Genomic DNA, 21,860 nt, shown 5'->3' on the forward strand with positions numbered 1-21,860 from the left:
GCGCCCGGCCCTGCCATGTCGGACGTCTCCAGCACGCCGCTCAAGATCCTCCATGTCTTCCGCGCGCCGCTCGGCGGGCTGTTCCGGCACGTGCTCGACGTCGCGCGTGGACAGGCCGAACGCGGCCATCAGGTCGGCATCTTCTGCGACGCCACGACAGGCGGCCCGCGGGCCGATGCCGTCTTTCGCGAGCTCTCGCAGACACTGTCTCTCGGCATCACGCGGGTGCCGATGTCGCGCTATCCGAGCCTGACCGATTTTCGGGCGCAGATGGCGCAGATGCCTCTGCGCAAACGCCTCGACCCCGATGTCGTGCATTGCCATGGCTCGAAAGGCGGGGTCTACGGCCGCATTCCGGCCCTGCTCTCTCCCAACCGGCGCTACATCACCGCCTACACGCCGCATGGCGGCAGCTTCAACTACAAGCCCGGCAGCGCGGAGCATAAGATCTACATGACGGTCGAACGCCTGCTCGAAGGCGCGACCGACATGTTCCTGTTCGAGAGCCGCTTCATCGCCGGCCGTTTCGAGTCCCATGTCGGGCACGAACCGAAAACCGCTCATCGCATCGTGCTCAACGGGATTTCCGAAGCGGAATTCGAACCGGTCGACCACAGCCAGGCGGGATTCGACCTGCTGTATCTGGGTGAATTGCGCTCGGCCAAGGGGGTCGACACGCTGATCGACGCGCTCGCCCTACTGCGCCGCCGCGATGGCTTGGCCCCGCGCATCCTCATCGTCGGCTCGGGACCGGACGAAGCCGAGCTCAAGGCGATGACGGCTGCGCGCGGCGTCGCAGGCCAGTGCGTCTTCGAGCCGCCGGGGCCGATCCGCAAGGCGCTGGCGCAGGCGCGGATCATGGTCATCCCTTCCCGTGCGGAATCCCTGCCCTATGTCATTCTCGAGGCCGCAGCCGCAGCGCAGCCGCTAATCTCGACCGATGTCGGCGGCATCAACGAAATCTACGGACCGCGCCATCGGCACCGCCTGATCCAGGCAAACGACCCGGTGATCCTCGCCGACGCCATCCGCGCCATGCTGGCACGGCCCGAGGTCGAGCGCCTCGCCGAGGCGATCGACCTCGCGGCCCATGTCCGGGAACATTTCCGGCTGGACACCATGACGGACGGCGTCATCGCAGCCTATCGCGACGCGCTCACGGCGCGCCGGAAGGTCGCTACATCAGCTTGAGCGCTACCACGCCGGCGACGACGAGAAGAATGCCGCACCAGCCGGCGGGGGCGATCTTCTGCCCGAAGGCGAGCGCGCCGATCACGGCCGTGGCGACAAGGCCGACGCCACCCCAGACCGCATAGGCGACCGAGAGGTCCATGCCCTTGATGGCCTGGGCGAGCGCTCCGAAGGCGCCCATTACCAGCAGAACGCCGCCCGCACCTGTCAGGCGGCGCGTCATGCCGTTCGAGAGCTTCAGCAGATAGGTGCCCGACAGTTCGAGCGCGACGGCGCCAAGCAACCAAAGCAGCGGGATGATCTGAACGGGCGAGACATTCACACATGCCTCCCCTCGTTCATGAGCCGATCATCCTCGGCGTCCTCATCGTGGCCAATGCCGGCCTCGATCAGGACGATGCCGACCAAGATCGCAGCCAATGCGGCGATGCGGCCAGCGCTCAGATGCTCGCCGAAGAGGAGATGCCCCGTCGCGGCGATGCCGACGATGCCGAGACCCTCCCAGACCGCATAGGCGACGGCCATGGGAATGACGCGCAAGGCAATGCTCAGAAGCGCAAAGGACAATCCAATCAGCAGCAGCGGCAGGACGCCGACAAGCCAGGGAGCCGAGACGACCGACTTCAGCGCGGTCGTCGCGACGATCTCGACGGCGATGGCCGCGAGCAGAACCAACCAGTGAAAAGACATGTTGCACACGGGCGAAGCCGCGCTGCACGGCGCAGATGCGCCGCAAAGACAGCCAAGCAATCGTTAGAGTTTAAAATCGAGAGATCCGATGAATTAGCCTCGCCAGGGCGCCGCCCCGACAAACTGCACCGCAGATGGAGCAACGCCAGGGGCGCCCGGCTCATCCTGCGAAATATGTGCTTCTCAGACACTCATCGAAGGTAAATATGCCTTCGCCAAGACCTTCTGTCAACGGACAAACACTTAAAAACGTCCAGGTCAGATCAAATCGAGCGCAAAAAAGCTTGCACTAAACTTTAGACAACCCATTGAGACGCCAAGGCTATTTCCAATTCTTCGCAAGCCGGAAAATTGCAGCATTCGGAAAGGTCCGCGAGCGCCTCGGATCGCACCAAAATCGTTGCAAACCGGCTGAAACAGCGAATAGTCCGGTTAAGCGTTCCGAGAGCAATTTCGGCTAGACCACAGCCGGGCCGCAATGCCAGACGCCGCGACCCGGACGAGGAATGGACGTCATGGGTGCTTTCGATGTCCGCGACATGATGAAGGCGGACTCGGCCGGTCCGGCCACGCCGTCATCAGCGGGCAAAACCGAAGACGGGCAGACACGCCGCTTTCATCCGCTGGCCGAGCGTATCGCAGCCTTGCCGCTGAAGCCGACCCTCTCACCGGTGATGATCGAGGGGTTGGCCCGCCTGCTCGACGTTCTGATCGTGCTGACGACAGGGGGCTTGGTCTACTGGCTCTATGCGGCCGGCAAGGTCGACGATCCCCTCGCCTATCAGATCACGGTTCCCGCGCTCGCCATCGGCTCACTCATCACCTTCCAGACCTTGCAGCTCTACCCAATCGGCGCGCTGCGCAATTTCGCCAGCTCCGCCGTGCGCCTGCTCGGCGGCTGGACGATGTTGTTCCTGATCGCGCTGGCGAGCTTCTTCTTCCTGAAGGTTGGCAGCCAGGTTTCGCGCGGCTGGCTGCTCGGCTTCTATCTCGTCGGTGCCGGCGCGCTCATCGCGGGGCGCCTCACCGTCACCATGGCCGTGCGCGGCCTGACCCGCTCCGGTCGGCTCGTGCGACGCACCGCCATCGTCGGTGGTGGCGAAGCCGGTGCTGCACTGATCAAGGCGCTCGAGGCGCAGAAGGACACAGGACTTCACATCTGCGGCGTCTTCGACGACCGCAACGATTCCCGCTCGCCCGATCTCGTCGCCGGTTATCCGAAGCTGGGCACCATCGACGACCTCGTCGAATTCGCCCGGCGCACCCGGCTCGATCTCGTGATCTTCACCTTGCCGATCTCGGCCGAGGCACGCCTCCTGACCATGCTGCGCAAGCTCTGGGTGCTGCCGATCGACATCCGGCTCTCGGCCCATATGTCGAAGCTGCGCTTCCGGCCGCGCTCCTACTCCTATCTCGGCGCCGTGCCGGTGCTCGACGTGTTCGACCGGCCGATCGCGGACTGGGACATCGTCCTCAAATGGCTGTTCGACAAGACCGTCGGCATGCTCGCGCTGATCGCGCTTTCGCCCGTGATGCTGGCGACCGCGATCGCGATCAAGCTCGACTCGAAAGGGCCGGTGTTCTTCCGCCAGAAGCGCTACGGCTTCAACAACGAGACCGTCGATGTGCTGAAGTTCCGCTCGCTGCGCCACGACATGGCCGATCACACCGCAGCCAAGCAGGTCACCAAAGACGATCCGCGCGTCACCCGCGTCGGCCGCTTCATCCGCAAGACCTCGGTCGACGAGTTGCCGCAGCTCATCAACGTCGTGTTCAAGGGCGACCTTTCGCTCGTCGGCCCGCGACCGCACGCCATTCACGCCAAGGCGTCCAATCGAGCCTATGAGCAGGTGGTGGACGGCTATTTCGCTCGCCACAAGGTCAAGCCCGGTATCACCGGCTGGGCGCAGATCCATGGCTGGCGCGGCGAGACCGATACCGACGAGAAGATCCAGCGGCGTGTCGAGCACGACCTCTATTACATCGAAAACTGGTCGGTGCTGCTCGACCTCTACATCCTGCTGAAGACGCCATTCTCGCTGCTGACCAAGAACGAGAACGCCTATTGAGCGCCGCCGCGCAGTCTTCGCCGGCAGAAGCGCCGGCCCGCCGCCTGACGATCTCCTTCGCCGGGATCAAGCGCGGCACGCTCTGGCTGCTCACAGCCTCGAGCGGCTTTGCGCTGATCGAGCCCTCGCCCTATGAGCTCGTCTTCCTCATCGTCCTGTTCGTCTTCGCGCTCACCGGCATCCGTTTCTCGCAGAGAATGCTGCCGCTGGCCGTGCTGCTGCTGCTCTACAACATCGGCGGCGCCTTCTCGCTGATCCCCTGGATGGACGATCCCGACTCGGTGCGCTTCACCGCCGTCTCAGCCTATCTGATGATCACCGCCATCGTGCTCGCCGCCGCGATGGCGGACGACACGCTCGGCCGGCTGGAGGCTCTCCGGAAGGGCTACCTTCTGGCCGCCTGGTGTGCGGGGCTAGCGGCTCTGCTCGGCTATTTCGATATCGCGGGCCTCGGCGACATCTTCACCCTTTACGGCCGCGCCTCCGGCACCTTCAAGGATCCGAACGTGCTGGGGCCGTATCTCGCGCTGCCAATCGTATATGTGCTGCAGCACATCCTGACCGGGCGGATCGGCATCCTGCGTGGGCTGCTCGCGCTCAGCGTGCCGTTGGCGGCGCTATTCTTCACCTTCTCGCGCGGCGCCTGGGGCGTACTCATCGCCTCGTCCGCAATCATGACGGCGCTGAACTTCCTGATCGCGCCGAACGCAGCCGCTCGCGGCCGGATCGTCGGGATGGCGCTCGCCGCGCTCATCGCGATGGCGCTGGCGCTCATCGTGGCGCTGTCCTTCGAGAATGTCCGCAGCGTCTTCGAGGCGCGCGCCAGCTTGGAACAGGATTACGACCAGGGCGTTACCGGCCGCTTCGGCAACCAGCTGCGCTCGATCCCGATGCTGCTCGATGCCCCCAACGGTTTCGGGCCGCTTCGCTTCCGCTGGCTGTTCAACCAGGCCGACCCGCACAATGTCTACATCAACGCCTTCGCCTCCTATGGCTGGCTTGGCGGCATCGCGTGGCTCGCGCTGATGGCGGCGACCTGCTATGTCGGCTGGCGCCTCGTCTTCCGGCGCACGCCATGGCAGAACCACGCGATCGCGCTGTGGTCGGTCCTGTTCGTGACGATCCTGCAGGGGCTACAGATCGATACCGACCATTGGCGGCACCTCTACCTGCTGCTGGGGCTGGTCTGGGGTCTAGCCGCCTTGCCCGAGCCGGCCACCTCTCGCGAGCGCTAGACCAGCGGCAGCCGCGTCAGTCGCGCTCCTTGCGAACCACGACATAGGCATAGGTCGTCACAAACCGCCAGCCGGTCTTCGCAGCCAGTGCGTTGAAGACGTGGTCGACCTGGCGCAGCCCCGGCAACCGCTCGAAATAGCCGTGGCCCCAGAAGGGCTGGATATGGACGTCGCGGAAGCCGGCTCGATTCAGCATCGGTACCAACCGTCGCGGATTGCTGCGGCACTGGTCGTAAAGCGCCGGGAATTTCGGATCGTCCCCACCTTCGCGGCGCAGCGGAAACAGCGCATGCACGATGCTGCGCGAAAGCCGCTCCGGCAGGACATGATTCAGCGCGAAGACGGGCGCCCATAGAGTTGGAAAGAAGGCGAGCGCCACCCCGCCCGGCGCCAGCAGCGCATGGATGTTGCGCCAGGCGCGCTCGACGCCGTCGATGTGCTCGAAGACCATGCGCGAGACCATCATGTCATAGCCGCCACGTGCGACATCCGGCTCGGACAGATCGCCGGCGATATCGAAACGAGCCGTCTTCAGGCCGGGGGCGGTGAGCGCGAGCTCCCCTGCGTCTATATCGTTGACGATGAGGTCGATGCCGCGCTCGGTAGCCTGCGCGGCGGTGAAGAGCGGGTCGCGCCCGCCGCCGATCTCGCAGACGCTGCGCAGCCCATATTGCCGCGCAAGCATCAGAATCGTCGACTCGTAGTGGTCCCAGGCCCAGTCGGAATGCCAATCCGGCGCCAGCGCCGCGAAGACCTGCGCGAGCGAGCCGCCGGCCTGCACCGGTGCTTCCATAGGTTCGGCGCCCGCGATCATGCGCGGCACGGCAGCGGGCGCGAGAGACATGGTCGACAGAACTCCAAGTAGCGATCCCCTTCCCTGCAGGGTGCGCCCGAGACCGCGCATCCGCAACGGGTTCGTGGAACGAGGGTTAAGTGCCTCTGAGCGAAGGGCTGCGGAATGGAAGCCGTGGATGCGACAGAAACTTGTCGCCCTGACCCATCGAAGCGCATTGCATCCGGAACGACCCGCCACTATAAGCCGATCCGTCGGAGCGTAGCGCAGCCCGGTTAGCGCACTTGTCTGGGGGACAAGGGGTCGGAGGTTCGAATCCTCTCGCTCCGACCATTTAATCTTACAAATCAATCTATTGAGACGTCCGCAGCTCGGGCGGCCGCGCGATCCATGCCGCGTGCCTCAAGCGCGAATCCGCAAAGGCGCGAAGCGGCTCCCCCTATCCGCAACGGGCCTGGCGCCCGCCCCGGCGCCGCAACGTTTCCTGAAATCGTGGAATAGCGCTCGACGGGCCTCAACGCAGGGCCGCCCAGGCTGCCTGGCTGAGGGCCATCGCCCAGGCGAATGCGGCGCCGGCGCCAACCGCCACCGCGAGACCGATCGCGAAATCCTTCAGCCAGTTCAGCTGCTCCTGCCTGCTCATGGCCGGAAACGAGACAGGTGGCAGCTGCCCTGTTTCGCGACGGAACTCATTCTGACCCACGATGATCCCTCCGGCTCTTGTGCCGGTTGTCGGAGCAAGGTGCGTTCCAGTTCATCGTCCACTGTCGAAGGCGCCCGGATTCATGGTCGCGAGCCTTTCCGAGCGGCTGAACCGGCGACTGCCGCGGCTCCGCTGTGGGCCGGATCGTCTGTGGTCTCAGCGGCAGAGCCCTCATGCCCACCGCGATCGCCCCCCGGCATGCTTCTTGATCCGAGTCGGGCAAGCGAAACCGAGGTGTCCACAAATGAGCCAGATCGCGCCGGCCCAGCACATCACCCTGGGACAGTTTCTCAAGGCCCATGCCGTCGAAGCGTCGCTGGCCGTGATTTTCGTCGCCCTGGAGGTCGCGTGGCTCGGCACCCTCGCCGTCGGCATCTGGAAGGCCGCGCAATGGCTACTCACCTGATGCCCCGGCGGGTGGCTGCGCGCCCAAGCCACCGATTTTGACCGGGACAGCGAAACTCGTCCGGGAGTGCATCGAGATGAAACAGGTCGAACGTCTCAGCCCCGGTCGCACGGCACTCGGGAGCTCTTCGAAGAGCGATCGCATCTGCCTGGTGCTTGAACTCGGTCTCGCGATCTTCATCGGGCTTTGCGCCCTCCAGCTCCATCACCTGCTGATGGCTGCATCGCCCTGAAGGGAGAGCGTCATGAAGAAACACAATCGGCTCTCCCAAGCCTCGCACCTGGCCAAAATGAGACGCGAGCAGGTCCAGCACCGCAAGGAAAGGGAGGCGCGCTTCCCAAAGCCGGCGCTCGTGCCGAAGACGGATGACACCGCGCCGCTGGACAAGGCGCCAGTCGTCGACACTCCTGAGCCCAGCGGGAAGACGCCGCGCTGAACGCCCGATCACCGCGGAAGCGTCATCGATTCAAATGACGAAACGTAATGCAGATCATGGAGACTGCATCCGGGTCTGGCCCAGCCCACGCCGCATCGTCCGGGCTGGCCCGGCCGGTGTGACAGCCGGTCGGGTCGTTGCCCGGAGGCATGACATGAGCAGTTTCAAAGAGCGCCTGATCACGCCGGTGTTTCTGATGGTCACGGCCGTTGCCATGACCGCATGGCTCGGCCTGATCGGCTACGGCGCCTGGCACTTCCTGTTCGGCTAGCATTGTGCCCCGCCGAGGCGTGCCGCCCCGGCAAACTCCATCGACTTCCCCCAAATGGGGGTCGCTCCGCAGTGAAAACCGTGCCTCCATTCCCGTCGGAGGAAAGCGCGATGACACTGGACGATTGGCTGGCCGGCATCACCGCTGCAACGCAGCCAGGCTGGCTGACGACCGCGATCAACCTGACCGGGATCCTCGGACTGGCGCTGTTGTAACGCCGCAGTCCGGACAAGTTCGGGAGCGGCCTGCTCTGGGCCCGGCGTCAGCGCAACTGGCTGTCCTTGCTGCCGCGGCGGTTATAGGCGCTGGCGGCAGCCGGCCGATCCAGAGCCGACTGGCAATCGACGCAGGTGCGGGCACCGGGCATGGCACGACGCCGCGCTTCCGGAATTTCCTCGCCGCATTCCTGGCAATGGATCTCGCCCGGGCCCGACGGCAGACGCGAGCGCGCGAGCTTCACCGCATCGGTGATCGAATCGTCGATCTGGTCTTGAACGGCTCCGTCCGGAGCCCAGCCGCTAGCCATGCGCGCACCTCCAAAGCGGAAAGATGGGGCTTTTCGTGCCGGAATCCAACATGTGCGACATGCCGCGCTGCTCGACGCACCGGGATGCGCGAGCTCCCGGTGCGTCGAGGGTATCAGTTGCGCGCCAGCCAATCCTTCAGCAGAGCGATATCGGCCTGGGCGAGCCCGTGGCCGGACGGCAGACTGCGGTATTCGACCGAAGCCCCCGCTTCCCTCAAAAGGGTCGCCAACCCGTCCGATTCAGCGGCCGGAACGATAGGGTCGAGCGCTCCCGAGAGCAGGAGCACGGGCTTGCCGGTCAGGTCCGGTCGCGGTGGCTCGCGCAATGTCGGCATCGCACGCAGCAACGCTGCGCCCGCAAGCGCCTCCGGCCGTAGCAACAAGAGGCTCGCCGCGATGTTGGCGCCGTTCGAGAAGCCGACGGCGATGGGCGCCGGGAGGTCGTAGCGTGCCCGGGCTTCGCCGATGAAATCGGCAAGCTCATGCGTGCGACGGATCAGGTCCTGCTCGTCGAAGACGCCCTCCGCCAGACGGCGGAAGAAGCGAGGTGCGGCGCCTTCCAGCACCTTGCCGCGCGGCGAGAGCAGGCTCGATCCCGGCGCAACGGCGCGGCCGAGCGGGAGCAGGTCGCGCTCGTCACCGCCGGTGCCGTGCAGGAGCAGCAGCGGCTTGCGAGCCGGGTCACTGCCCGTCTCGAAGACATGGATGAAGCCAGTATCGGCCTTGGTCGCGGTCATGGATTTCTCCCTTCGGAAAAGCGGAGGAACCGCCCTGCCCCACTGACGGCAGGCAGGGCGGCATGGGTTGAGCCCGCTCAGTCGAGCACCGGCAGCACGGCCTCGATCTGGGCGCGATGCATTTCCAGCCCGGCCGGCAGCTTGAGCGTGCGGCCGAGCTCAGCCGCCGGTTCGTCGACGGCAAAGCCGGGCACATCGGTCGCGATCTCGAACAGGACATGGCCGGGTTCACGGAAATAGACCGAACGGAAATAGTTCCGGTCGCGCTGCTCCGTGGTCCGGATGCCGTGGTTCGCGGCGAGGCGGCGGACCATCTCTTCCTGCGCCACGTCGTCCGCGGCCCTGAAAGCGATGTGGTGCACCAAACCCGCACCCTGCCTGGCCGGCAGGAAGCCGCCCGCAACCCGCAGATCGATAACGCCGCCAACCTTCGTGCCCGGCGCGGCATAGCGGATCAGCGTGTCTTCGCGAGCCGTCTCGGCGAAGCCGAAGACATCCGTCAGGATCGCCGCCGTCGGAGCGGCGTCGGCGAGGAGCAGGCTGACGCTATGGAAGCCGCGCAGCGCGCTCTCGGGGCCGATGCCGCCTTCCGTCCAGTAGGGCTCGGCCTCGACTCCGGGCAAGCCGACCAGCGCCAGCCGCATCCCGTCGGGATCGCGGAAGCTCAACACGGTCTCGCCGAAACGCTTCATTGGCGCCTCGTGCGGCACGCCCTGCTCGACGAAGCGATGCGCCCAGAAGCCGATCGCACCTTCCGGAACGCGGAACACGGTCTCCTGTGTCTCGCCGACGCCAAGGCGGCCGGGCGTCGCGTGCTCCCAGGGGAAGAAGGTCAGGATCGAACCCGGCGCGGCGCCCGCATCGCCGAAATAAAGGTGATAGGTGCCGGGATCGTCGAAGTTGACGGTCTTCTTGACCAGGCGCAGGCCGAGGACGCGGCTGTAGAAATCGAGATTGCGGCGAGCCGGCCCCGAGATGGCGGTGACGTGGTGAAGTCCATTGGTCTGCATGGCGACGGTCCTCCGTTCCATAGGTGTTTCAGGGGCGCTGCCTGGCCGGTTCAAACCGGGGACCTCGCCGATGGCCGAAACATCGTCAGCCTTTCCCCTAAGCGCCAGAGGCTATTCATTGCATTAGCGCAATGTTATTAAGCCGAAATCACAATTTGAATTGCCAATCATCCCGATCGATCTTTAGCGGCGAGATCAACCTCCCTGCTGGAGAACACGACCATGACCGATACCCGCCTTGCTCCCTATGGTGCCCTTGCCTTGCGCGTCGCACTCGGCACGATGTTCATCGCCCACGCCTATCTGAAGCTCGTTATCTTCACCCCGGCCGGCTTTACCGGCTTCCTCGGGCAGGTCGGCCTGCCGGGTTTCCTCGCCTGGCCGATCATGCTGGCCGAGCTCATCGGCGGCCTTGCCATCCTGCTCGGCTTCTACGGGCGCTATGTCTCGCTGCTGCTGATCCCGGTCCTGCTCGGCGCGCTGATGGTCCACGCCCCGAACGGCTGGGTCTTCAACGCCCCCAATGGCGGCTGGGAGTATCCAGCCTTCATGGCCCTGACCGCCTTCGCCCATGCCCTGATCGGCGACGGCGCCCTCGCGATCCGTCCAGAGCGGCAGCTGGTTCAGGCGAAGGCCGCGCTTGCCTGAGCCACGCACCGGCGCCGGTCTCGCCGGCGACGCGCTTGAATGCGACATCACCTTGGCGGAGAGTGGCGCGATGACGTCCGCTCCCCGCCCTTCCCTTGCCAAGCCCCTGGCGTGGGACGATTTCCGCCTGATCAAGGCGATTGCCGACAAGCGGGCGCTGCCAGCCGCCGCAGCGGCCCTCGGCATCAACCATTCCACGGTGTTCCGGCGGCTCGGGCAGATCGAGGACGCGCTCGGCGTCCGATTGTTCGAGCGCCATCGCAGCGGCTATGTCGCGACGCCGGCAGGCGAAGAGATGGTCCAGCTCGCAGGCCGGGTTGACGACGACATCCACGCCTTCACGCGCCGGCTCGCCGGGCAGGAGATCAAGCCGGCAGGTGAACTGCGTATAGCGACCAACGACACATTGCTGGTCGACCTGCTGACGCCGGTCTTCGCGAAGTTCCTGGCACAGTGCCCGGATATCCAGCTCGACGTCCTGATCGGCAACCAGGCCGCCAACCTCTCGAAACGCGATGCCGACATCGCCATCCGCGCCACCGACAACCCGCCGGAAACGCTGATCGGCCGCAAGCCCGCCCGCATTGCCTGGGCGCTCTATGGTCGCAGCGCCGATTTTCCCGGCCCCGAGCTGCCGTCGAGCGAGGATCTATGGCGGCGGAAATGGGTTTCGCTGGGCGAGCAGTTCACCATGCTCAGCGCCGTGCGCTATCTCGCACGCCATGTCGCGCCGGAGCGGGTCGTCTACAAGCTCAATACGGTGCTCGGCCTGGCCGAGGCGGTCGAGGCGGGAATCGGCGTCGGCTTCCTGCCCTGCTTCATCGGCGATGCGCGACCGGGCCTGACGCGGCTGGCCCCGCCCGACCCCGATCTTTCCGCGGATCTCTGGCTCCTGACCCACCCCGATCTGCGACATACGCCGCGCGTCAGGCTGTTCCTCGATTTCGCCGCCGGCGAACTTGCGCGCCTCAAGCCGCTTGTCGAAGGCGACAGGATTGGCTCTTCCGCGCGGGAAATGGCGGGCGGAAGCCCGGCCTGACCGCGGCGCCGTTCGACAGCCGGCGGAAGCAGGCTATGATCCCGCGATGGAGATCATGGTCCCGCTCATCGCCGGCCTCGCGCTGCTCTGGCTGATTGGCCGCGGCGTTCCCTGGAACGCCAAGCTGATGACCATCGTGGTCACGCTCGCCATCATCATCCTGATCGTCATGTTGGAACGCGGCGGCTACTGGCCCGAGGCCTTCCGCCGCTGAACCGGCTCACCTATCAGGCAGAAACCAGCTTGAGCCCGACAATGCCGGCCACGATGAGACCGATACAAGCAAGCCGAAGCGCGCTCGCCGGCTCGCCCAGCAGCGCGATGCCGAGGATGGCGGTACCGATCGTGCCGATACCGGTCCAGACCGCGTAAGCCGTGCCGACGGGCAGGCTCTTCAGGGCAAGCCCGAGCAAGCCGAGGCTGATCACCATGCTGGCCAGGGTGAAGGCGGTCGGCACGAGCCGCGTGAAGCCATGGGTATATTTCAGGCCGATCGCCCAACCGACCTCGAACAGTCCCGCGATGAAAAGATAGAGCCAGGCCATGACGGCCCTCCTCGGAAATCCGGCGAGGTCGTCCACGCCTATAGGAAAGGGAAGGCTGTTAGCCCGAGGTCGTCCTCGGCACGAAAATGCGTGCGCTGGCCAAGCCGATCAAGCGCCGGAACGACGCTCGCGGACGAGACTATATGCTAATCCGGTAGCGACGCCCAGCCATGGGTGCCGTTCAAGCTGGTTCGGCGGCCGGCTTGAGCGCGTTCTCGAGGATGCGGCGGCATTCGCCGAGCTCGGCCATCACCGCGGTCAGCACCGTGATGTCGTCGAGCCCCTCCGGGACGACCTGACGTGGCGGCGCCCATTCATGGGCCGGTTGTTCCGCAGCACCTGCGGCCGCCGGCGCCATCGCGGGCTGGCCCGCATCCTGCGCCGGGCCGATCGGCGCACCGCGCCCGATCGCCTGGACATGGCGCGGCCCCTGCTCCTTCAGGATGCGCTGCAGGCCCTTGATCGTGTAACCCTCGCCGTAAAGCAGGCGGCGGATGCCCTTGAGCAGGGCAACATCGTCAGGGCGATAGTAGCGGCGTCCACCGCCGCGCTTCAGCGGCTTGATCTGGGTGAAGCGCGTTTCCCAGAAACGGAGCACATGCTGTGGGACATCGAGGTCGTCAGCAACCTCGCTGATGGTTCGGAAAGCGTCCGGGCTCTTGGTGTCCATCTCGGCCTCCGCGTTTGCTTCGCCGGCGTGGAACTCCAGATTCACTCAGTCTCACCCTCACCCAACTGCCCGTTGATACGGGCCTTCATCACATTCGAGGGCTTGAACACCATCACGCGACGGGGCTCGATCGGCACCTCGACACCAGTCTTGGGATTACGCCCGATTCGCTCGCCCTTGTCTCGCACGACGAACGAACCGAACGAGGACAACTTCACGTTTTCCCCGCGCGCGACCGCATCGCAGATCTCGTCGAGCACTGTCTCGACCAGCTTCGACGCTTCCGTCCGCGACAGCCCGATCTTCTGGTAGACAGCCTCGCACAGATCCGCACGAGTCACGGTTTGCCCCGACATTCATATCCTCCAAAGGCGGACCAGCAGCGGCGGCCCCAAGCCACCACCTTTCGCCAAATACGGACGGCGGACGCTAGGCGCCCCTGCCGCCCCGGTCAATCCTCGAACACCGGGATTGCGACCGCGACGGCAAAAACCGACCGCAATTAGCGATAAAACATCACAAATTGTGCGAATTTCGGAAGTCGGCTCACCAGCGGATCAACGCCGACCCCCAGGTAAAACCGCCGCCCATCGCCTCGACCAGCACCAGCTGACCGGGCTTGATGCGACCGTCCTTGTGCGCCTCGGCCAGCGCCAGCGGAATCGAGGCGGCCGAAGTGTTGCCGTGCCGGTCGACGGTCAGCACGACATGGTCATGGCTGATGCCGAGCTTGTCCGCCGTAGCGTCGATGATGCGGCGGTTGGCCTGGTGCGGCACAAACCAGTCGATATCGGCGCCGGTCAGGCCCGTTTCGGCGAAGGTGTGGCGCACGGTCTCGGCGAGATTGTTGACGGCGTGGCGGAAGACCTCCTTGCCCTCCATGCGCAGGAAGCCGACCGTCTTGGTCGAGCCTGCACCACCGTCGACATAGAGCTTGTCCTTGTAGCGCCCGTCCGAGCGGATATGGGTGGTGAGCACGCCGCGGTCGGCCAGGGTGCCCTTGCCCGGTACCGCTTGCAGCACCACGGCTCCGGCGCCGTCACCGAAGAGTACGCAGGTCGCGCGGTCCTCCCAGTCGAGGATGCGCGAGAAGGTCTCGGCGCCGATGACGAGCGCGGTCCTGGCCCCGCCGGTCGAGAGGAACTTGTCGGCCGTCGCCAGCGCGAAGACGAAACCGGAGCAGACCGCCTGCACGTCGAAGGCCGCACCGCCGGTGATCCCGAGCGCGGCCTGGATCTGCGTTGCGGTCGCAGGGAAGGTATGGTCGGGCGTCGCGGTGGCGACGATGATCAGGTCGATCTCGGAGGCGTCGATGCCGGCATCCGCGATGGCGTCCTGCGCCGCCTTGAGCCCGACCACGGAGGTGGGTTCGTCATCGGCCGCGATATGGCGCTGGCGGATACCCGTGCGCTGGACGATCCACTCGTCGCTGGTGTCGACGAGCGTGGCAAGTTCGGCATTGGTGACGATGCGGGCGGGGAGATAAGAGCCGCAACCGATGACCTGGGAGCGCAAAATGGACAAGAAAGGATTCCCTATTCGGCCTCGGCCGGCTGCGCCGTCGATAGCGCCGGCTGGGTGCTCGCGGCAACCATCTCGCGCAGCTTGGCCATCAGATCCTCGCGCGCCATCTCATAACCGAGTTCGGCAGCGCTGGCGAAGCCGATGGCATCCGTGCCGCCATGGCTCTTGATGACAATGCCTTCCAGCCCCAGGAAGACGCCGCCGTTGGACTTGCGCGGATCGAGCTTCTCGCGCAACGCCGCGAAGGCGCCGCGGGCGAAGAGATAGCCGATCTTCGCCATCAGCGAGCGGCCCATCGCCGCGCGCAGATAGGAGGCGATCTGGCGGGCCGTGCCTTCGGCCGTCTTCAACGCGATATTGCCGGTGAAACCTTCCGTCACCACCACGTCGACCGTGCCCTTGCCGAGGTCATCCCCCTCGACGAAGCCATGATAGGACAGATGCGGCAGGTCGCCCTCGCGCAGGATGCGGCCGGCCTCCTTGACCGCCTCGACGCCCTTGATCTCCTCGACGCCGACATTGAGCAGGCCGACCGTCGGCCGGTCGAGGTCGAAGACGACGCGGGCCATGGCGGCGCCCATCACGGCGAGATCGACGAGATGGCGGGCATCGGCGCCGATGGTCGCGCCGACATCGAGCACGATGCTCTCGCCGCGGGCCGTCGGCCATAGGCAGGCAATCGCCGGCCGATCGACCTGCGCCATCGACTTCAGGCAGAATTTCGACATCGCCATCAGTGCGCCGGTGTTGCCGGCCGAGACGGTGACGTCCGCCTCTCCCGTCTTGGTCGCGTCGATCGCGCGCCACATCGAGGACTTGTAGCGGCCGTAGCGCAGAGCCTGGCTCGGCTTGTCGTCCATCTTCACCGAGACCTCGGTGTGGTGGAACGTCGTCACGGCCTTGAGCTTCGGATGCTGATCGAGCAGCGGCAAAACCTGCTTCTCGTCGCCGAAGATGACGAAGCGCGCGTCCGGGCGCCGTTCCAGCATCAAGGCTGCGCCGGGAATGACGACGGAGGGGCCGTGATCCCCGCCCATCGCATCGAGCGCGATTGTAACCGGTCTTGTCATGGATTTCTGGTGTGTCCCGGAAGCGGCCGACCTTCAATCCGGGGCGGCTCTTTGCCGGCCGGACAATAGCGGTTTGCGGTCAAGTCGCAAGCCGCGCGGGCGGTTTGGCGATCCTCAATCATCGTTGCGAATTGTGTTCGGCCGTGAACGGCGCAGCGTCCAGACACATCCGTGTCATGTCGCGTCCCGCTTCAGCTTCGCGAGCGCGGCGAAGGGCGAGGTCTCCTCGGCGTCAGCGGCCGGGGCCTCGAAGCTTACCCCTGGCTTGCGTGGATAAGGATCGAGCGACAGCGCCAGAAATTCGAGGGTGATCGCCCCAAGGTCGATGACACCGTCGATAATCGGTTCCGGCGGGTCCTGCTCGTTGAGCATCACCTCGATGTCGATGTCGGCATCGCCCGAATCGCCGCGACGCGCCGCGATCAGCGCATCATCCTGCGGCGCGAAGTCGAGCTTCACCGGGACGTCGAGCGCGACCGGGAACGGGTCGAGCGTAACGACGCAGAGTTGGTGGAGCTGCGCCTTGATGGTGCCTTCGAGCTTCACCCGTTCGCCGTTGCGCGTCAGCAGGTAGCGCGCGGTGAGCGCTTCGATCGAGGGCAGATCGAGCGCGGCCGCGATGGCGACGCGCTGCCCGGCATCGGCTTCGAGCAGGATCTCGGTGCCGCGCAGGCGGATCGTCTCGACGCGTATGGGGTGGCGGAAGGGCGAGGCGCGCCCGTGATCAGGCGTCATGCACGGCCTCCTGGTTTGCAAAGGCGGGAAAGAGCGGCTCGCGGCGCAAGATCTCATCGAGATCGAGCAAGGCGAGCCCGGTCTGAGCTTCCCGCAGATAGGCGGCAAGAGCCGATGCCCCCAGCGAGGAAGCATTGCGGCGCAGGGTTTCGACCAGAGCCTCAGGGTCGGCCGCAGCAAAGGCGGCCTCGTAAGCCTGGATACGGCCGTAGAACATCTGACCGATCTTCTTCATTCGCTTGGGCACCGCGATGTCGCTGACACCGCCATTGCGGAAACCGAGCTCCAGATAGGCGAAGCAGGCATCGGTCAGCTCCTGCGAGAGATCGCCGGCTGGCGCCGGCAACTCGCGCAGCCGCCGCAGCACCAGGAACATGTGCAGCGTCAGCGATTCGAAGCGACCCTCGAAACTGTCGGGAATCCCGCCATCCAGATAGAGCGCGGGCTCACGCGACGCTTCCGCGACGCGCCCGAACAACGCATCCACCGGTGCGCGCCGTTGCGCACGCTTGCCGAACCAGCCGAAAATCACACCTTTGCCTTCGCCCGGCTGCGTTGCGGGCGCCCTTGCCTTGCCAAAGCCATCCTCGGGCGTTACGCCAACCCTGCCCCCTTTGACAAGCGGCTTGGAATGATCGCAAACCGTCTCCAGCTGCCCCGCCTTTGGATCGTGCCCGCATGAGCCCCATTTCCCGCCGCGCCGCCCTGCTCGGAGCCCTCGCGACCTCGTCCCTGGCGCTGGCTGGCTGCGGCCCCGATGCCGGCGGGTTCGTGCTGCCGACCTCGACCGGCATGAACGAGGAATTCACCCGCGGCTTCGTGATGGACGACGCCCTCGTCGCGCAGGTCAAGGTGGGCATGGACGTGCAGTCCGTGCTGCAGATCCTCGGCACCCCGTCGACGACCTCGACCGTCGGCAACCGCACCTTCTATTATATCAGCCAGCGGATGCGCCGGCGCTTCCAGTTCCAGGATGCGCAGGTGATCGACCAGCAGGTGCTGGTGGTCTACTTCAACAAGGGCTTCAAAGTGGAGCGGATCGCCAATTACGGCCTGCAGGACGGCGTGATCTTCGACTTCATCAGCCGCACCACCCCGGCTGGCGGCGAGGAGCAGAACTTCCTGCGCAACCTCTTCCGCGGCGTCACCAAGTTCAATCCGTTGGGCGGCCTGACCGGCAACTGACCAGCCGCAGCGCTTCCGGAAACAACGCAACCCCGCGACATCGTCGCGGGGTTTCTTTTTTGGACGGCCTCGTGGTTGCTCAAGCCGCCGCGGCCGGCTTCCGCTCCGGCAAAGTCATGGCCATCACGCCAAGGACCACCAGCGCGAGCCCGACCCATGCGGTCGGAGGCAGACGCTCGCCGAGGAAAACGTACCCGATGGCGACGCCGATCGGCACGCGCAGATAGGAGACCGCCGTCGTTCCGACCGAACCAAGCGTGCGGATCAAGCGGAAATAGATCGCGAAGGCGAGCGCGGTCGAGAATACGGACAGGGCCAGCAGCGCCAGTACGGATTCCTGCGATGGTGCCAATGTCCAGGGTCTGTCGACGATGAGCGCGGCCGGAATCAGCAGCGCCGTGCCGGTCAGCATCGCCCCCGCCGCCGGGAGCAGCGGGTCCATGCCGGTGAAATGCCGGCCGAACAACGCCGCGCAGGCATAGGCGACGGTCGCCGCGACGATGGCGAGTTGCGGCAGCGCCTGCGAGCCCAGGCCTGAGAATGCGTCGACGCCGACGATCAAGCTGATGCCGGCAACGCCGGCCGCGACGCCCAGGCCCTTGCGCCAGTCGGGACGGCGCCCAGGCGTCAGCACCAGCGGAATCAGGAAGACGAAGACCGGCGTGGTGCCGTTGAGGATCGAGGCGAGGCCGGCATCGACGCTGCGCTCGGCCCAGGCGATCAGTGTGAAAGGCACGACGCTGTTGAGCAGGGCCTGCGTCAGGAAGCGCCGCCAGGCGGTCAGGTCGCGCGGCATCCGCAGGCCACGGCCCCGGATGACGGCGAGCAGGATCAGCCCGGCGATCAGCGTGCGGGCGGCGATCAGGGTCAGCGGCGGGATCGTCTCCACCCCGAGCTTGATGAAGGTATAGGAGCCGCCCCAGAGCGTCGCCAGCGCCAGCAGGAGCGCGAATTCGGTAGTGCGGTTCGGGGCGGCGGCGGGCGTTTCGAGTGCTTGCGTGGACATGGTTCCTCCTCGGTCGGCGGGACCATGCCATCACTGTCGCCTGACGGCATGCGGCAACACTACGCTTCCGGCCGTAGCTTGCGAACTTGATTCAACAGTTTGCCGATCTGATTCAATCAGCGGCCTCAAGCTCTTGAAACAAAAGAAAAACCCGCGGCTTTCGCCGCGGGTTCGGATTGTTCGGGCAAAGCCTACGCTCAAGAATGCGCCAGGATCGCAAGCAGAAGCAGGGCGATGATGTTGGTGATCTTGATCGCCGGGTTCACGGCGGGGCCCGCCGTGTCCTTGTAGGGGTCGCCGACGGTGTCGCCGGTCACCGAGGCCTTGTGGGCTTCGGAGCCCTTGAGATGGCGCACGCCGTCCTTGTCGACGAAGCCGTCCTCGAAGCTCTTCTTGGCATTGTCCCAGGCGCCGCCGCCCGAGGTCATCGAGATCGCGACGAAGATGCCGGTGACGATAACGCCCATCAGCATGGCGCCGACCGCGGCGAAGGCATTGTTCTTGCCGGCGATCGAGTAGATCACGAAATAGGTCACGATCGGAGCCAGCACCGGCAGCAGCGAAGGCACCACCATTTCCTTGATCGCGGCGCGGGTCAGCATGTCGACGGCGCGGCCGTAATCCGGCCGGTCCTTGCCTTCCATGATGCCGGGCTTCTCGCGGAACTGCTTGCGCACCTCCTCGACCACCGAACCCGCCGCACGGCCGACCGCCGTCATGCCCATGCCGCCGAAGAGGAAGGGGATGAGGCCGCCGAGCAGCAGGCCGACGACGACATAGGGGTTGGACAGCGAGAAGTCGACGGTAACGCCCTTGAAGTACTGGAAGGCGCTGCCGCCGGCCTTGTTGGCTTCGGAAATGAAGAAGTTCAGGTCCGAAGTATAGGCGGCGAAGAGCACCAGGGCGCCGAGGCCGGCCGAGCCGATCGCGTAGCCCTTGGTCACCGCCTTGGTGGTGTTGCCGACCGCGTCGAGCGCGTCAGTCGAGTGACGCACCTCCTTGGGCAGGCCGGCCATCTCGGCGATGCCGCCGGCATTGTCGGTGACAGGGCCGAAGGCGTCGAGCGCCACGACCACGCCGGCCAGCGCCAGCATGGCGGTGGTGGCGACGGCAATGCCGAACAGGCCCGCAAGGCTGTAGGCGGCGATGATGCCGGCGATGATGACGATGGTCGGCGCCGCCGTCGCCTCCAGCGAGACCGCGAGGCCCTGGATGACGTTGGTGCCGTGACCCGTCACCGAGGCCTGGGCGATCGAGACGACCGGACGCTTGCCGGTGCCGGTGTAGTATTCGGTGATGACGACGATCAGCAGCGTCACCGCGAGGCCGACCAGCGCGCAGCCGAAGAGCGCGCCCGAAGTGAAGCTGACGCCCTGCACAGTGGTGAAGGCCGCCGAGAAGCCGCCGAACATGGCGTAGTTCACGGCAGCGATCGCCGCGACTGAAAGCACGCCGGCGGCAATGAAGCCCTTGTAGAGCGCGCCCATGATCGACTGGTTGGCGCCGAGCTTCACGAAGAAGGTGCCGATGATCGAGGTGACGATGCAGGCCGCCCCGATCGCCATCGGATAGAGCATCATCGTGCCGAGCACCGGCTGACCGGCGAAGAAGATCGCCGCGAGCACCATGGTCGCGACCAGCGTCACCGCATAGGTCTCGAACAGGTCGGCGGCCATGCCGGCGCAGTCGCCGACATTGTCACCGACATTGTCGGCGATGGTCGCCGGGTTGCGCGGATCGTCCTCCGGGATGCCGGCCTCGACCTTGCCGACGAGGTCGGCGCCCACATCGGCCCCCTTGGTGAAGATGCCGCCGCCAAGACGGGCGAAGATCGAGATCAGCGAGGCGCCGAAGCCGAGCGCCACCAGCGAATCGATGACGGTGCGACTCGAAGGCTCGAAGCCGAGCGAAGAGGTCAGGACGCCGTAATAGACGGCGACACCGAGCAGGGCGAGGCCGGCCACCAGCAGGCCGGTGACCGCACCCGCCTTGAAGGCAACGTCGAGGCCCTCGCCCAGCGACTGCATCGCAGCCTGCGCCGTGCGGACATTGGCACGCACCGAAACGTTCATGCCGATGAAGCCGGCGGCGCCTGAAAGCACCGCGCCGATCAGGAAGCCGATCGCGACCCATTTGCCGAGCAGCCAGGCCAGCAGCACGAACAGGACGACACCGACCATCGAAATGGTCATGTACTGACGCTTGAGATAGGCCTGCGCGCCTTCCGCGACCGCGCCGGAAATCTCCTGCATGCGCTGGTTGCCGGCATCGCGCTTCATGACGTCGCTATAGGCCCAGACGCCGTAGGCGATCGATAGCGCACTCAATATGATGATAAGAAGCAGAGCTGACATTCGGTTTCCTGACCTTGAGCTTCCAGCCGTCGGGAGCGCTGCCGCTCCTCTTTTGCAGCGTTGGACGTCAGGCAGCGAAAAAACGGGCCCTGAAGACTAAAAGGCCCGCTCTGCGTCGCCAGTGTCAGGCGAATTTGTGGCAAGTTTCGACGAGGAGCGCAAACGGCTGCGCTTACAAATTTCGTCGAATGTCAGTCGTTCCCGCAGGAGGCGTCAGAGCGCGATGTCGCGGTTGACGTTCTTGTAGAGCAGATAGCAGGCGTCATCCTGGCCGGTCGGGTAGAATTGCTGCGGGCAATAGCCGCCCATCCAGATGAAATCCCGCGCCCAGATCTCGTGCCAATCCGCGCCGAGTAGGTAGAGCCCCTGCCCTTCCAGCATGTAGAGACCGTGCTCCATCACATGCGTCTCGACCGCCGGAAAGCAGACGCCCGGCTTGAACCACATCAGGTTCATCTCGAAATCGAAGCGCATGTCGCCATAGGGCAGCAGGAACTGGAAGCCGCGCCCTTCCATGCCGGTGTGATTCGTCATCGGCACCTCATCCTGATGCGACAGGATCGGCTCGGGCATGGCCAAGCCGGGAGCCCTCTCATAGCGCTTGCGCAGCGCCAGCACCCGGACCGTCTCCGCCGTCTCGTTGCGCAGGCTGAACGGCGTGCCCGGCGGGAGATAGGCAAAGTTGCCAGCGGCCAGCGGCTTCGGCGCATCGCCGGCCATGGCGAATGTCGCCTCGCCTGTCAGCCCATAGAAGAACTGCTGGATGCCTTCCTCTGCGAACGGGGCCGTGGTTCCGCCGCCAGGCGCGATCTCGAGGACATATTGGGCGAAGGCCGCTCCCAGAACCGGCGCAGCGAGAATGCGCGCGATCGTCGCCTGATACTGCGGCAGCCGGCTGACGAGCACGCCCTCCGGCGGCATGAAGGCGTAGTTCGGGCGCACGACGCCGCGGTTATGACCGATGGCTCCGGGCGGAACGCGGCCCGTGGCCACCGGAAACGCGCGTTGGCTCATCTC

Annotated in this window: 27 protein-coding genes and 1 tRNA gene; 11 read left to right on the top strand and 17 right to left on the bottom strand. The window is 65.6% G+C overall.

What is annotated here, in order from left to right:
• The first annotated feature begins 15 nt into the window (after positions 1 to 15).
• Positions 16 to 1,191: a glycosyltransferase gene (locus CE453_RS18910; protein WP_089175979.1), complete on the top strand. Its 1,176-nt coding sequence runs from the start codon at positions 16 to 18 to the stop codon at positions 1,189 to 1,191.
• On the opposite strand, the gene CE453_RS18915 is transcribed toward CE453_RS18910, so the two are convergent.
• Together CE453_RS18915 and CE453_RS18920 are read right to left on the bottom strand one after the other, a co-directional pair.
• A complete protein-coding gene (locus CE453_RS18915; RefSeq protein WP_198302151.1) occupies positions 1,178 to 1,513 on the bottom strand; it encodes an SMR family transporter in 336 nt (111 codons plus the stop codon). The two genes, CE453_RS18910 and CE453_RS18915, sit on opposite strands and share 14 nt — an antisense overlap.
• Positions 1,510 to 1,881: a DMT family transporter gene (locus CE453_RS18920; RefSeq protein ID WP_089175980.1), complete on the bottom strand. Its 372-nt coding sequence runs from the start codon at positions 1,879 to 1,881 to the stop codon at positions 1,510 to 1,512. The genes CE453_RS18915 and CE453_RS18920 overlap by 4 nt, the downstream gene beginning before the upstream one ends.
• Before the next feature lie 515 nt (positions 1,882 to 2,396).
• Between CE453_RS18920 and CE453_RS18925 the strand changes: the two genes are divergently transcribed.
• Together CE453_RS18925 and CE453_RS18930 are read left to right on the top strand one after the other, a co-directional pair.
• Positions 2,397 to 3,950 carry an undecaprenyl-phosphate glucose phosphotransferase gene (locus CE453_RS18925; protein WP_089178015.1) on the top strand — a complete coding sequence of 518 codons (1,554 nt, stop codon included), beginning with the start codon at positions 2,397 to 2,399 and terminating at the stop codon, positions 3,948 to 3,950.
• Positions 3,947 to 5,185: an O-antigen ligase family protein gene (locus CE453_RS18930; RefSeq protein ID WP_089175981.1), complete on the top strand. Its 1,239-nt coding sequence runs from the start codon at positions 3,947 to 3,949 to the stop codon at positions 5,183 to 5,185. The genes CE453_RS18925 and CE453_RS18930 overlap by 4 nt, the downstream gene beginning before the upstream one ends.
• A gap of 16 nt (positions 5,186 to 5,201) precedes the next feature.
• Here the strand turns inward: CE453_RS18930 and CE453_RS18935 are convergent, their stop codons facing one another.
• Positions 5,202 to 6,029, bottom strand: coding sequence for a class I SAM-dependent methyltransferase (locus CE453_RS18935; RefSeq protein ID WP_157733098.1), 828 nt, complete (start codon positions 6,027 to 6,029; stop codon positions 5,202 to 5,204).
• 204 nt (positions 6,030 to 6,233) lie between these two features.
• Here CE453_RS18935 and CE453_RS18940 point away from each other — a divergent pair.
• Positions 6,234 to 6,311, top strand: a tRNA-Pro gene (locus CE453_RS18940).
• 181 nt (positions 6,312 to 6,492) lie between these two features.
• On the opposite strand, the gene CE453_RS29060 is transcribed toward CE453_RS18940, so the two are convergent.
• Positions 6,493 to 6,681, bottom strand: a complete 189-nt coding sequence (locus CE453_RS29060; protein WP_157733099.1) for a hypothetical protein — start codon at positions 6,679 to 6,681, stop codon at positions 6,493 to 6,495.
• Positions 6,682 to 6,925: 244 nt separating this feature from the next.
• On the opposite strand from CE453_RS29060, the gene CE453_RS28695 reads away from it, so the two are divergent.
• From CE453_RS28695 to CE453_RS18945, 3 genes are all read left to right on the top strand, one after another.
• On the top strand, positions 6,926 to 7,087 hold the full coding sequence (locus CE453_RS28695) for a hypothetical protein (RefSeq protein ID WP_157733100.1): 162 nt from the start codon (positions 6,926 to 6,928) through the stop codon (positions 7,085 to 7,087).
• A 76-nt stretch (positions 7,088 to 7,163) separates the two neighbouring features.
• On the top strand, positions 7,164 to 7,319 hold the full coding sequence (locus tag CE453_RS28700) for a hypothetical protein (protein WP_157733101.1): 156 nt from the start codon (positions 7,164 to 7,166) through the stop codon (positions 7,317 to 7,319).
• Between the two features lie 12 nt (positions 7,320 to 7,331).
• Positions 7,332 to 7,523 carry a hypothetical protein gene (locus CE453_RS18945; protein WP_089175983.1) on the top strand — a complete coding sequence of 64 codons (192 nt, stop codon included), beginning with the start codon at positions 7,332 to 7,334 and terminating at the stop codon, positions 7,521 to 7,523.
• A 533-nt stretch (positions 7,524 to 8,056) separates the two neighbouring features.
• On the opposite strand, the gene CE453_RS18950 is transcribed toward CE453_RS18945, so the two are convergent.
• From CE453_RS18950 to CE453_RS18960, 3 genes are all read right to left on the bottom strand, one after another.
• Complete coding sequence (locus CE453_RS18950; RefSeq protein ID WP_089175984.1) at positions 8,057 to 8,320, bottom strand: DksA/TraR family C4-type zinc finger protein; 264 nt, start codon at positions 8,318 to 8,320, stop codon at positions 8,057 to 8,059.
• A gap of 113 nt (positions 8,321 to 8,433) precedes the next feature.
• On the bottom strand, positions 8,434 to 9,057 hold the full coding sequence (locus tag CE453_RS18955) for an alpha/beta hydrolase (RefSeq protein WP_248307797.1): 624 nt from the start codon (positions 9,055 to 9,057) through the stop codon (positions 8,434 to 8,436).
• Positions 9,058 to 9,134: 77 nt separating this feature from the next.
• A complete protein-coding gene (locus CE453_RS18960; protein ID WP_089178017.1) occupies positions 9,135 to 10,067 on the bottom strand; it encodes a ring-cleaving dioxygenase in 933 nt (310 codons plus the stop codon).
• Positions 10,068 to 10,289: 222 nt separating this feature from the next.
• On the opposite strand from CE453_RS18960, the gene CE453_RS18965 reads away from it, so the two are divergent.
• Genes CE453_RS18965 through CE453_RS28965 form a run of 3 tightly spaced genes read left to right on the top strand, consistent with a single transcriptional unit; the run spans position 10,290 to position 11,968 of the window.
• Positions 10,290 to 10,715, top strand: a complete 426-nt coding sequence (locus CE453_RS18965; protein ID WP_089175985.1) for a DoxX family protein — start codon at positions 10,290 to 10,292, stop codon at positions 10,713 to 10,715.
• Positions 10,708 to 11,754 (top strand): LysR family transcriptional regulator, encoded by a 1,047-nt coding sequence (locus tag CE453_RS18970; RefSeq protein WP_349236626.1) that lies wholly within the window; start codon positions 10,708 to 10,710, stop codon positions 11,752 to 11,754. Before CE453_RS18965 ends, CE453_RS18970 begins: the two co-directional genes overlap by 8 nt.
• A gap of 46 nt (positions 11,755 to 11,800) precedes the next feature.
• On the top strand, positions 11,801 to 11,968 hold the full coding sequence (locus CE453_RS28965; protein ID WP_198302152.1) for a hypothetical protein: 168 nt from the start codon (positions 11,801 to 11,803) through the stop codon (positions 11,966 to 11,968).
• Positions 11,969 to 11,981: 13 nt separating this feature from the next.
• Here the strand turns inward: CE453_RS28965 and sugE are convergent, their stop codons facing one another.
• The 7 genes from sugE to CE453_RS19005 all read right to left on the bottom strand — a co-directional run bounded on the left by sugE (position 11,982) and on the right by CE453_RS19005 (position 16,785).
• The gene (sugE, locus tag CE453_RS18975; RefSeq protein ID WP_089175986.1) at positions 11,982 to 12,299 is read right to left on the bottom strand and encodes a quaternary ammonium compound efflux SMR transporter SugE; all 318 of its coding nucleotides are present in this window, start codon (positions 12,297 to 12,299) and stop codon (positions 11,982 to 11,984) included.
• 181 nt (positions 12,300 to 12,480) lie between these two features.
• Positions 12,481 to 12,969, bottom strand: coding sequence for a MerR family transcriptional regulator (locus tag CE453_RS18980; protein WP_089178019.1), 489 nt, complete (start codon positions 12,967 to 12,969; stop codon positions 12,481 to 12,483).
• Positions 12,970 to 13,010: 41 nt separating this feature from the next.
• Positions 13,011 to 13,325 (bottom strand): integration host factor subunit alpha, encoded by a 315-nt coding sequence (locus CE453_RS18985; RefSeq protein ID WP_089175987.1) that lies wholly within the window; start codon positions 13,323 to 13,325, stop codon positions 13,011 to 13,013.
• A 190-nt stretch (positions 13,326 to 13,515) separates the two neighbouring features.
• Entirely contained in the window at positions 13,516 to 14,493 is a 978-nt protein-coding gene (locus CE453_RS18990; protein WP_089175988.1) for a beta-ketoacyl-ACP synthase III, read from the bottom strand.
• An 11-nt stretch (positions 14,494 to 14,504) separates the two neighbouring features.
• Positions 14,505 to 15,563 (bottom strand): phosphate acyltransferase PlsX, encoded by a 1,059-nt coding sequence (gene plsX / locus CE453_RS18995; RefSeq protein ID WP_089175989.1) that lies wholly within the window; start codon positions 15,561 to 15,563, stop codon positions 14,505 to 14,507.
• Positions 15,564 to 15,737: 174 nt separating this feature from the next.
• The gene (locus tag CE453_RS19000) at positions 15,738 to 16,298 is read right to left on the bottom strand and encodes a YceD family protein (protein ID WP_157733102.1); all 561 of its coding nucleotides are present in this window, start codon (positions 16,296 to 16,298) and stop codon (positions 15,738 to 15,740) included.
• Positions 16,288 to 16,785, bottom strand: a complete 498-nt coding sequence (locus tag CE453_RS19005) for a ubiquinol-cytochrome C chaperone family protein (RefSeq protein WP_248307798.1) — start codon at positions 16,783 to 16,785, stop codon at positions 16,288 to 16,290. Before CE453_RS19005 ends, CE453_RS19000 begins: the two co-directional genes overlap by 11 nt.
• 191 nt (positions 16,786 to 16,976) lie before the next feature.
• Here CE453_RS19005 and CE453_RS19010 point away from each other — a divergent pair, with 191 nt between their 5' ends.
• Positions 16,977 to 17,483, top strand: coding sequence for an outer membrane protein assembly factor BamE (locus CE453_RS19010; RefSeq protein WP_248307799.1), 507 nt, complete (start codon positions 16,977 to 16,979; stop codon positions 17,481 to 17,483).
• A gap of 79 nt (positions 17,484 to 17,562) precedes the next feature.
• On the opposite strand, the gene CE453_RS19015 is transcribed toward CE453_RS19010, so the two are convergent.
• From CE453_RS19015 to allE, 3 genes are all read right to left on the bottom strand, one after another.
• On the bottom strand, positions 17,563 to 18,489 hold the full coding sequence (locus CE453_RS19015) for a DMT family transporter (protein ID WP_089175993.1): 927 nt from the start codon (positions 18,487 to 18,489) through the stop codon (positions 17,563 to 17,565).
• Positions 18,490 to 18,686: 197 nt separating this feature from the next.
• Positions 18,687 to 20,843 carry a sodium-translocating pyrophosphatase gene (locus CE453_RS19020; protein WP_089175994.1) on the bottom strand — a complete coding sequence of 719 codons (2,157 nt, stop codon included), beginning with the start codon at positions 20,841 to 20,843 and terminating at the stop codon, positions 18,687 to 18,689.
• 213 nt (positions 20,844 to 21,056) lie between these two features.
• A complete protein-coding gene (allE, locus tag CE453_RS19025; RefSeq protein WP_089175995.1) occupies positions 21,057 to 21,857 on the bottom strand; it encodes a (S)-ureidoglycine aminohydrolase in 801 nt (266 codons plus the stop codon).
• Between the last annotated feature and the right edge of the window lie 3 nt (positions 21,858 to 21,860).

Origin of the sequence: Bosea sp. AS-1, from assembly GCF_002220095.1 — a bacterium.
GTDB lineage: Bacteria > Pseudomonadota > Alphaproteobacteria > Rhizobiales > Beijerinckiaceae > Allobosea.

What these genes read in the sequence shown, in the direction of transcription:
- CE453_RS18910 (WP_089175979.1), top strand. Translation starts at nt 16, where the DNA reads ATGTCGGACGTCTCCAGCACGCCGCTCAAGATCCTCCATGTCTTCCGC.
- CE453_RS18920 (WP_089175980.1), bottom strand. Translation starts at nt 1,881, where the DNA reads ATGTCTTTTCACTGGTTGGTTCTGCTCGCGGCCATCGCCGTCGAGATC.
- CE453_RS18925 (WP_089178015.1), top strand. Translation starts at nt 2,397, where the DNA reads ATGGGTGCTTTCGATGTCCGCGACATGATGAAGGCGGACTCGGCCGGT.
- CE453_RS18935 (WP_157733098.1), bottom strand. Translation starts at nt 6,029, where the DNA reads ATGTCTCTCGCGCCCGCTGCCGTGCCGCGCATGATCGCGGGCGCCGAA.
- CE453_RS28695 (WP_157733100.1), top strand. Translation starts at nt 6,926, where the DNA reads ATGAGCCAGATCGCGCCGGCCCAGCACATCACCCTGGGACAGTTTCTC.
- CE453_RS28700 (WP_157733101.1), top strand. Translation starts at nt 7,164, where the DNA reads ATGAAACAGGTCGAACGTCTCAGCCCCGGTCGCACGGCACTCGGGAGC.
- CE453_RS18945 (WP_089175983.1), top strand. Translation starts at nt 7,332, where the DNA reads ATGAAGAAACACAATCGGCTCTCCCAAGCCTCGCACCTGGCCAAAATG.
- CE453_RS18950 (WP_089175984.1), bottom strand. Translation starts at nt 8,320, where the DNA reads ATGGCTAGCGGCTGGGCTCCGGACGGAGCCGTTCAAGACCAGATCGAC.
- CE453_RS18955 (WP_248307797.1), bottom strand. Translation starts at nt 9,057, where the DNA reads ATGACCGCGACCAAGGCCGATACTGGCTTCATCCATGTCTTCGAGACG.
- CE453_RS18960 (WP_089178017.1), bottom strand. Translation starts at nt 10,067, where the DNA reads ATGCAGACCAATGGACTTCACCACGTCACCGCCATCTCGGGGCCGGCT.
- CE453_RS18965 (WP_089175985.1), top strand. Translation starts at nt 10,290, where the DNA reads ATGACCGATACCCGCCTTGCTCCCTATGGTGCCCTTGCCTTGCGCGTC.
- CE453_RS28965 (WP_198302152.1), top strand. Translation starts at nt 11,801, where the DNA reads ATGGAGATCATGGTCCCGCTCATCGCCGGCCTCGCGCTGCTCTGGCTG.
- sugE (WP_089175986.1), bottom strand. Translation starts at nt 12,299, where the DNA reads ATGGCCTGGCTCTATCTTTTCATCGCGGGACTGTTCGAGGTCGGTTGG.
- CE453_RS18980 (WP_089178019.1), bottom strand. Translation starts at nt 12,969, where the DNA reads ATGGACACCAAGAGCCCGGACGCTTTCCGAACCATCAGCGAGGTTGCT.
- CE453_RS18985 (WP_089175987.1), bottom strand. Translation starts at nt 13,325, where the DNA reads ATGTCGGGGCAAACCGTGACTCGTGCGGATCTGTGCGAGGCTGTCTAC.
- plsX (WP_089175989.1), bottom strand. Translation starts at nt 15,563, where the DNA reads ATGACAAGACCGGTTACAATCGCGCTCGATGCGATGGGCGGGGATCAC.
- CE453_RS19000 (WP_157733102.1), bottom strand. Translation starts at nt 16,298, where the DNA reads ATGACGCCTGATCACGGGCGCGCCTCGCCCTTCCGCCACCCCATACGC.
- CE453_RS19010 (WP_248307799.1), top strand. Translation starts at nt 16,977, where the DNA reads ATGAGCCCCATTTCCCGCCGCGCCGCCCTGCTCGGAGCCCTCGCGACC.
- CE453_RS19015 (WP_089175993.1), bottom strand. Translation starts at nt 18,489, where the DNA reads ATGTCCACGCAAGCACTCGAAACGCCCGCCGCCGCCCCGAACCGCACT.
- CE453_RS19020 (WP_089175994.1), bottom strand. Translation starts at nt 20,843, where the DNA reads ATGTCAGCTCTGCTTCTTATCATCATATTGAGTGCGCTATCGATCGCC.
- allE (WP_089175995.1), bottom strand. Translation starts at nt 21,857, where the DNA reads ATGAGCCAACGCGCGTTTCCGGTGGCCACGGGCCGCGTTCCGCCCGGA.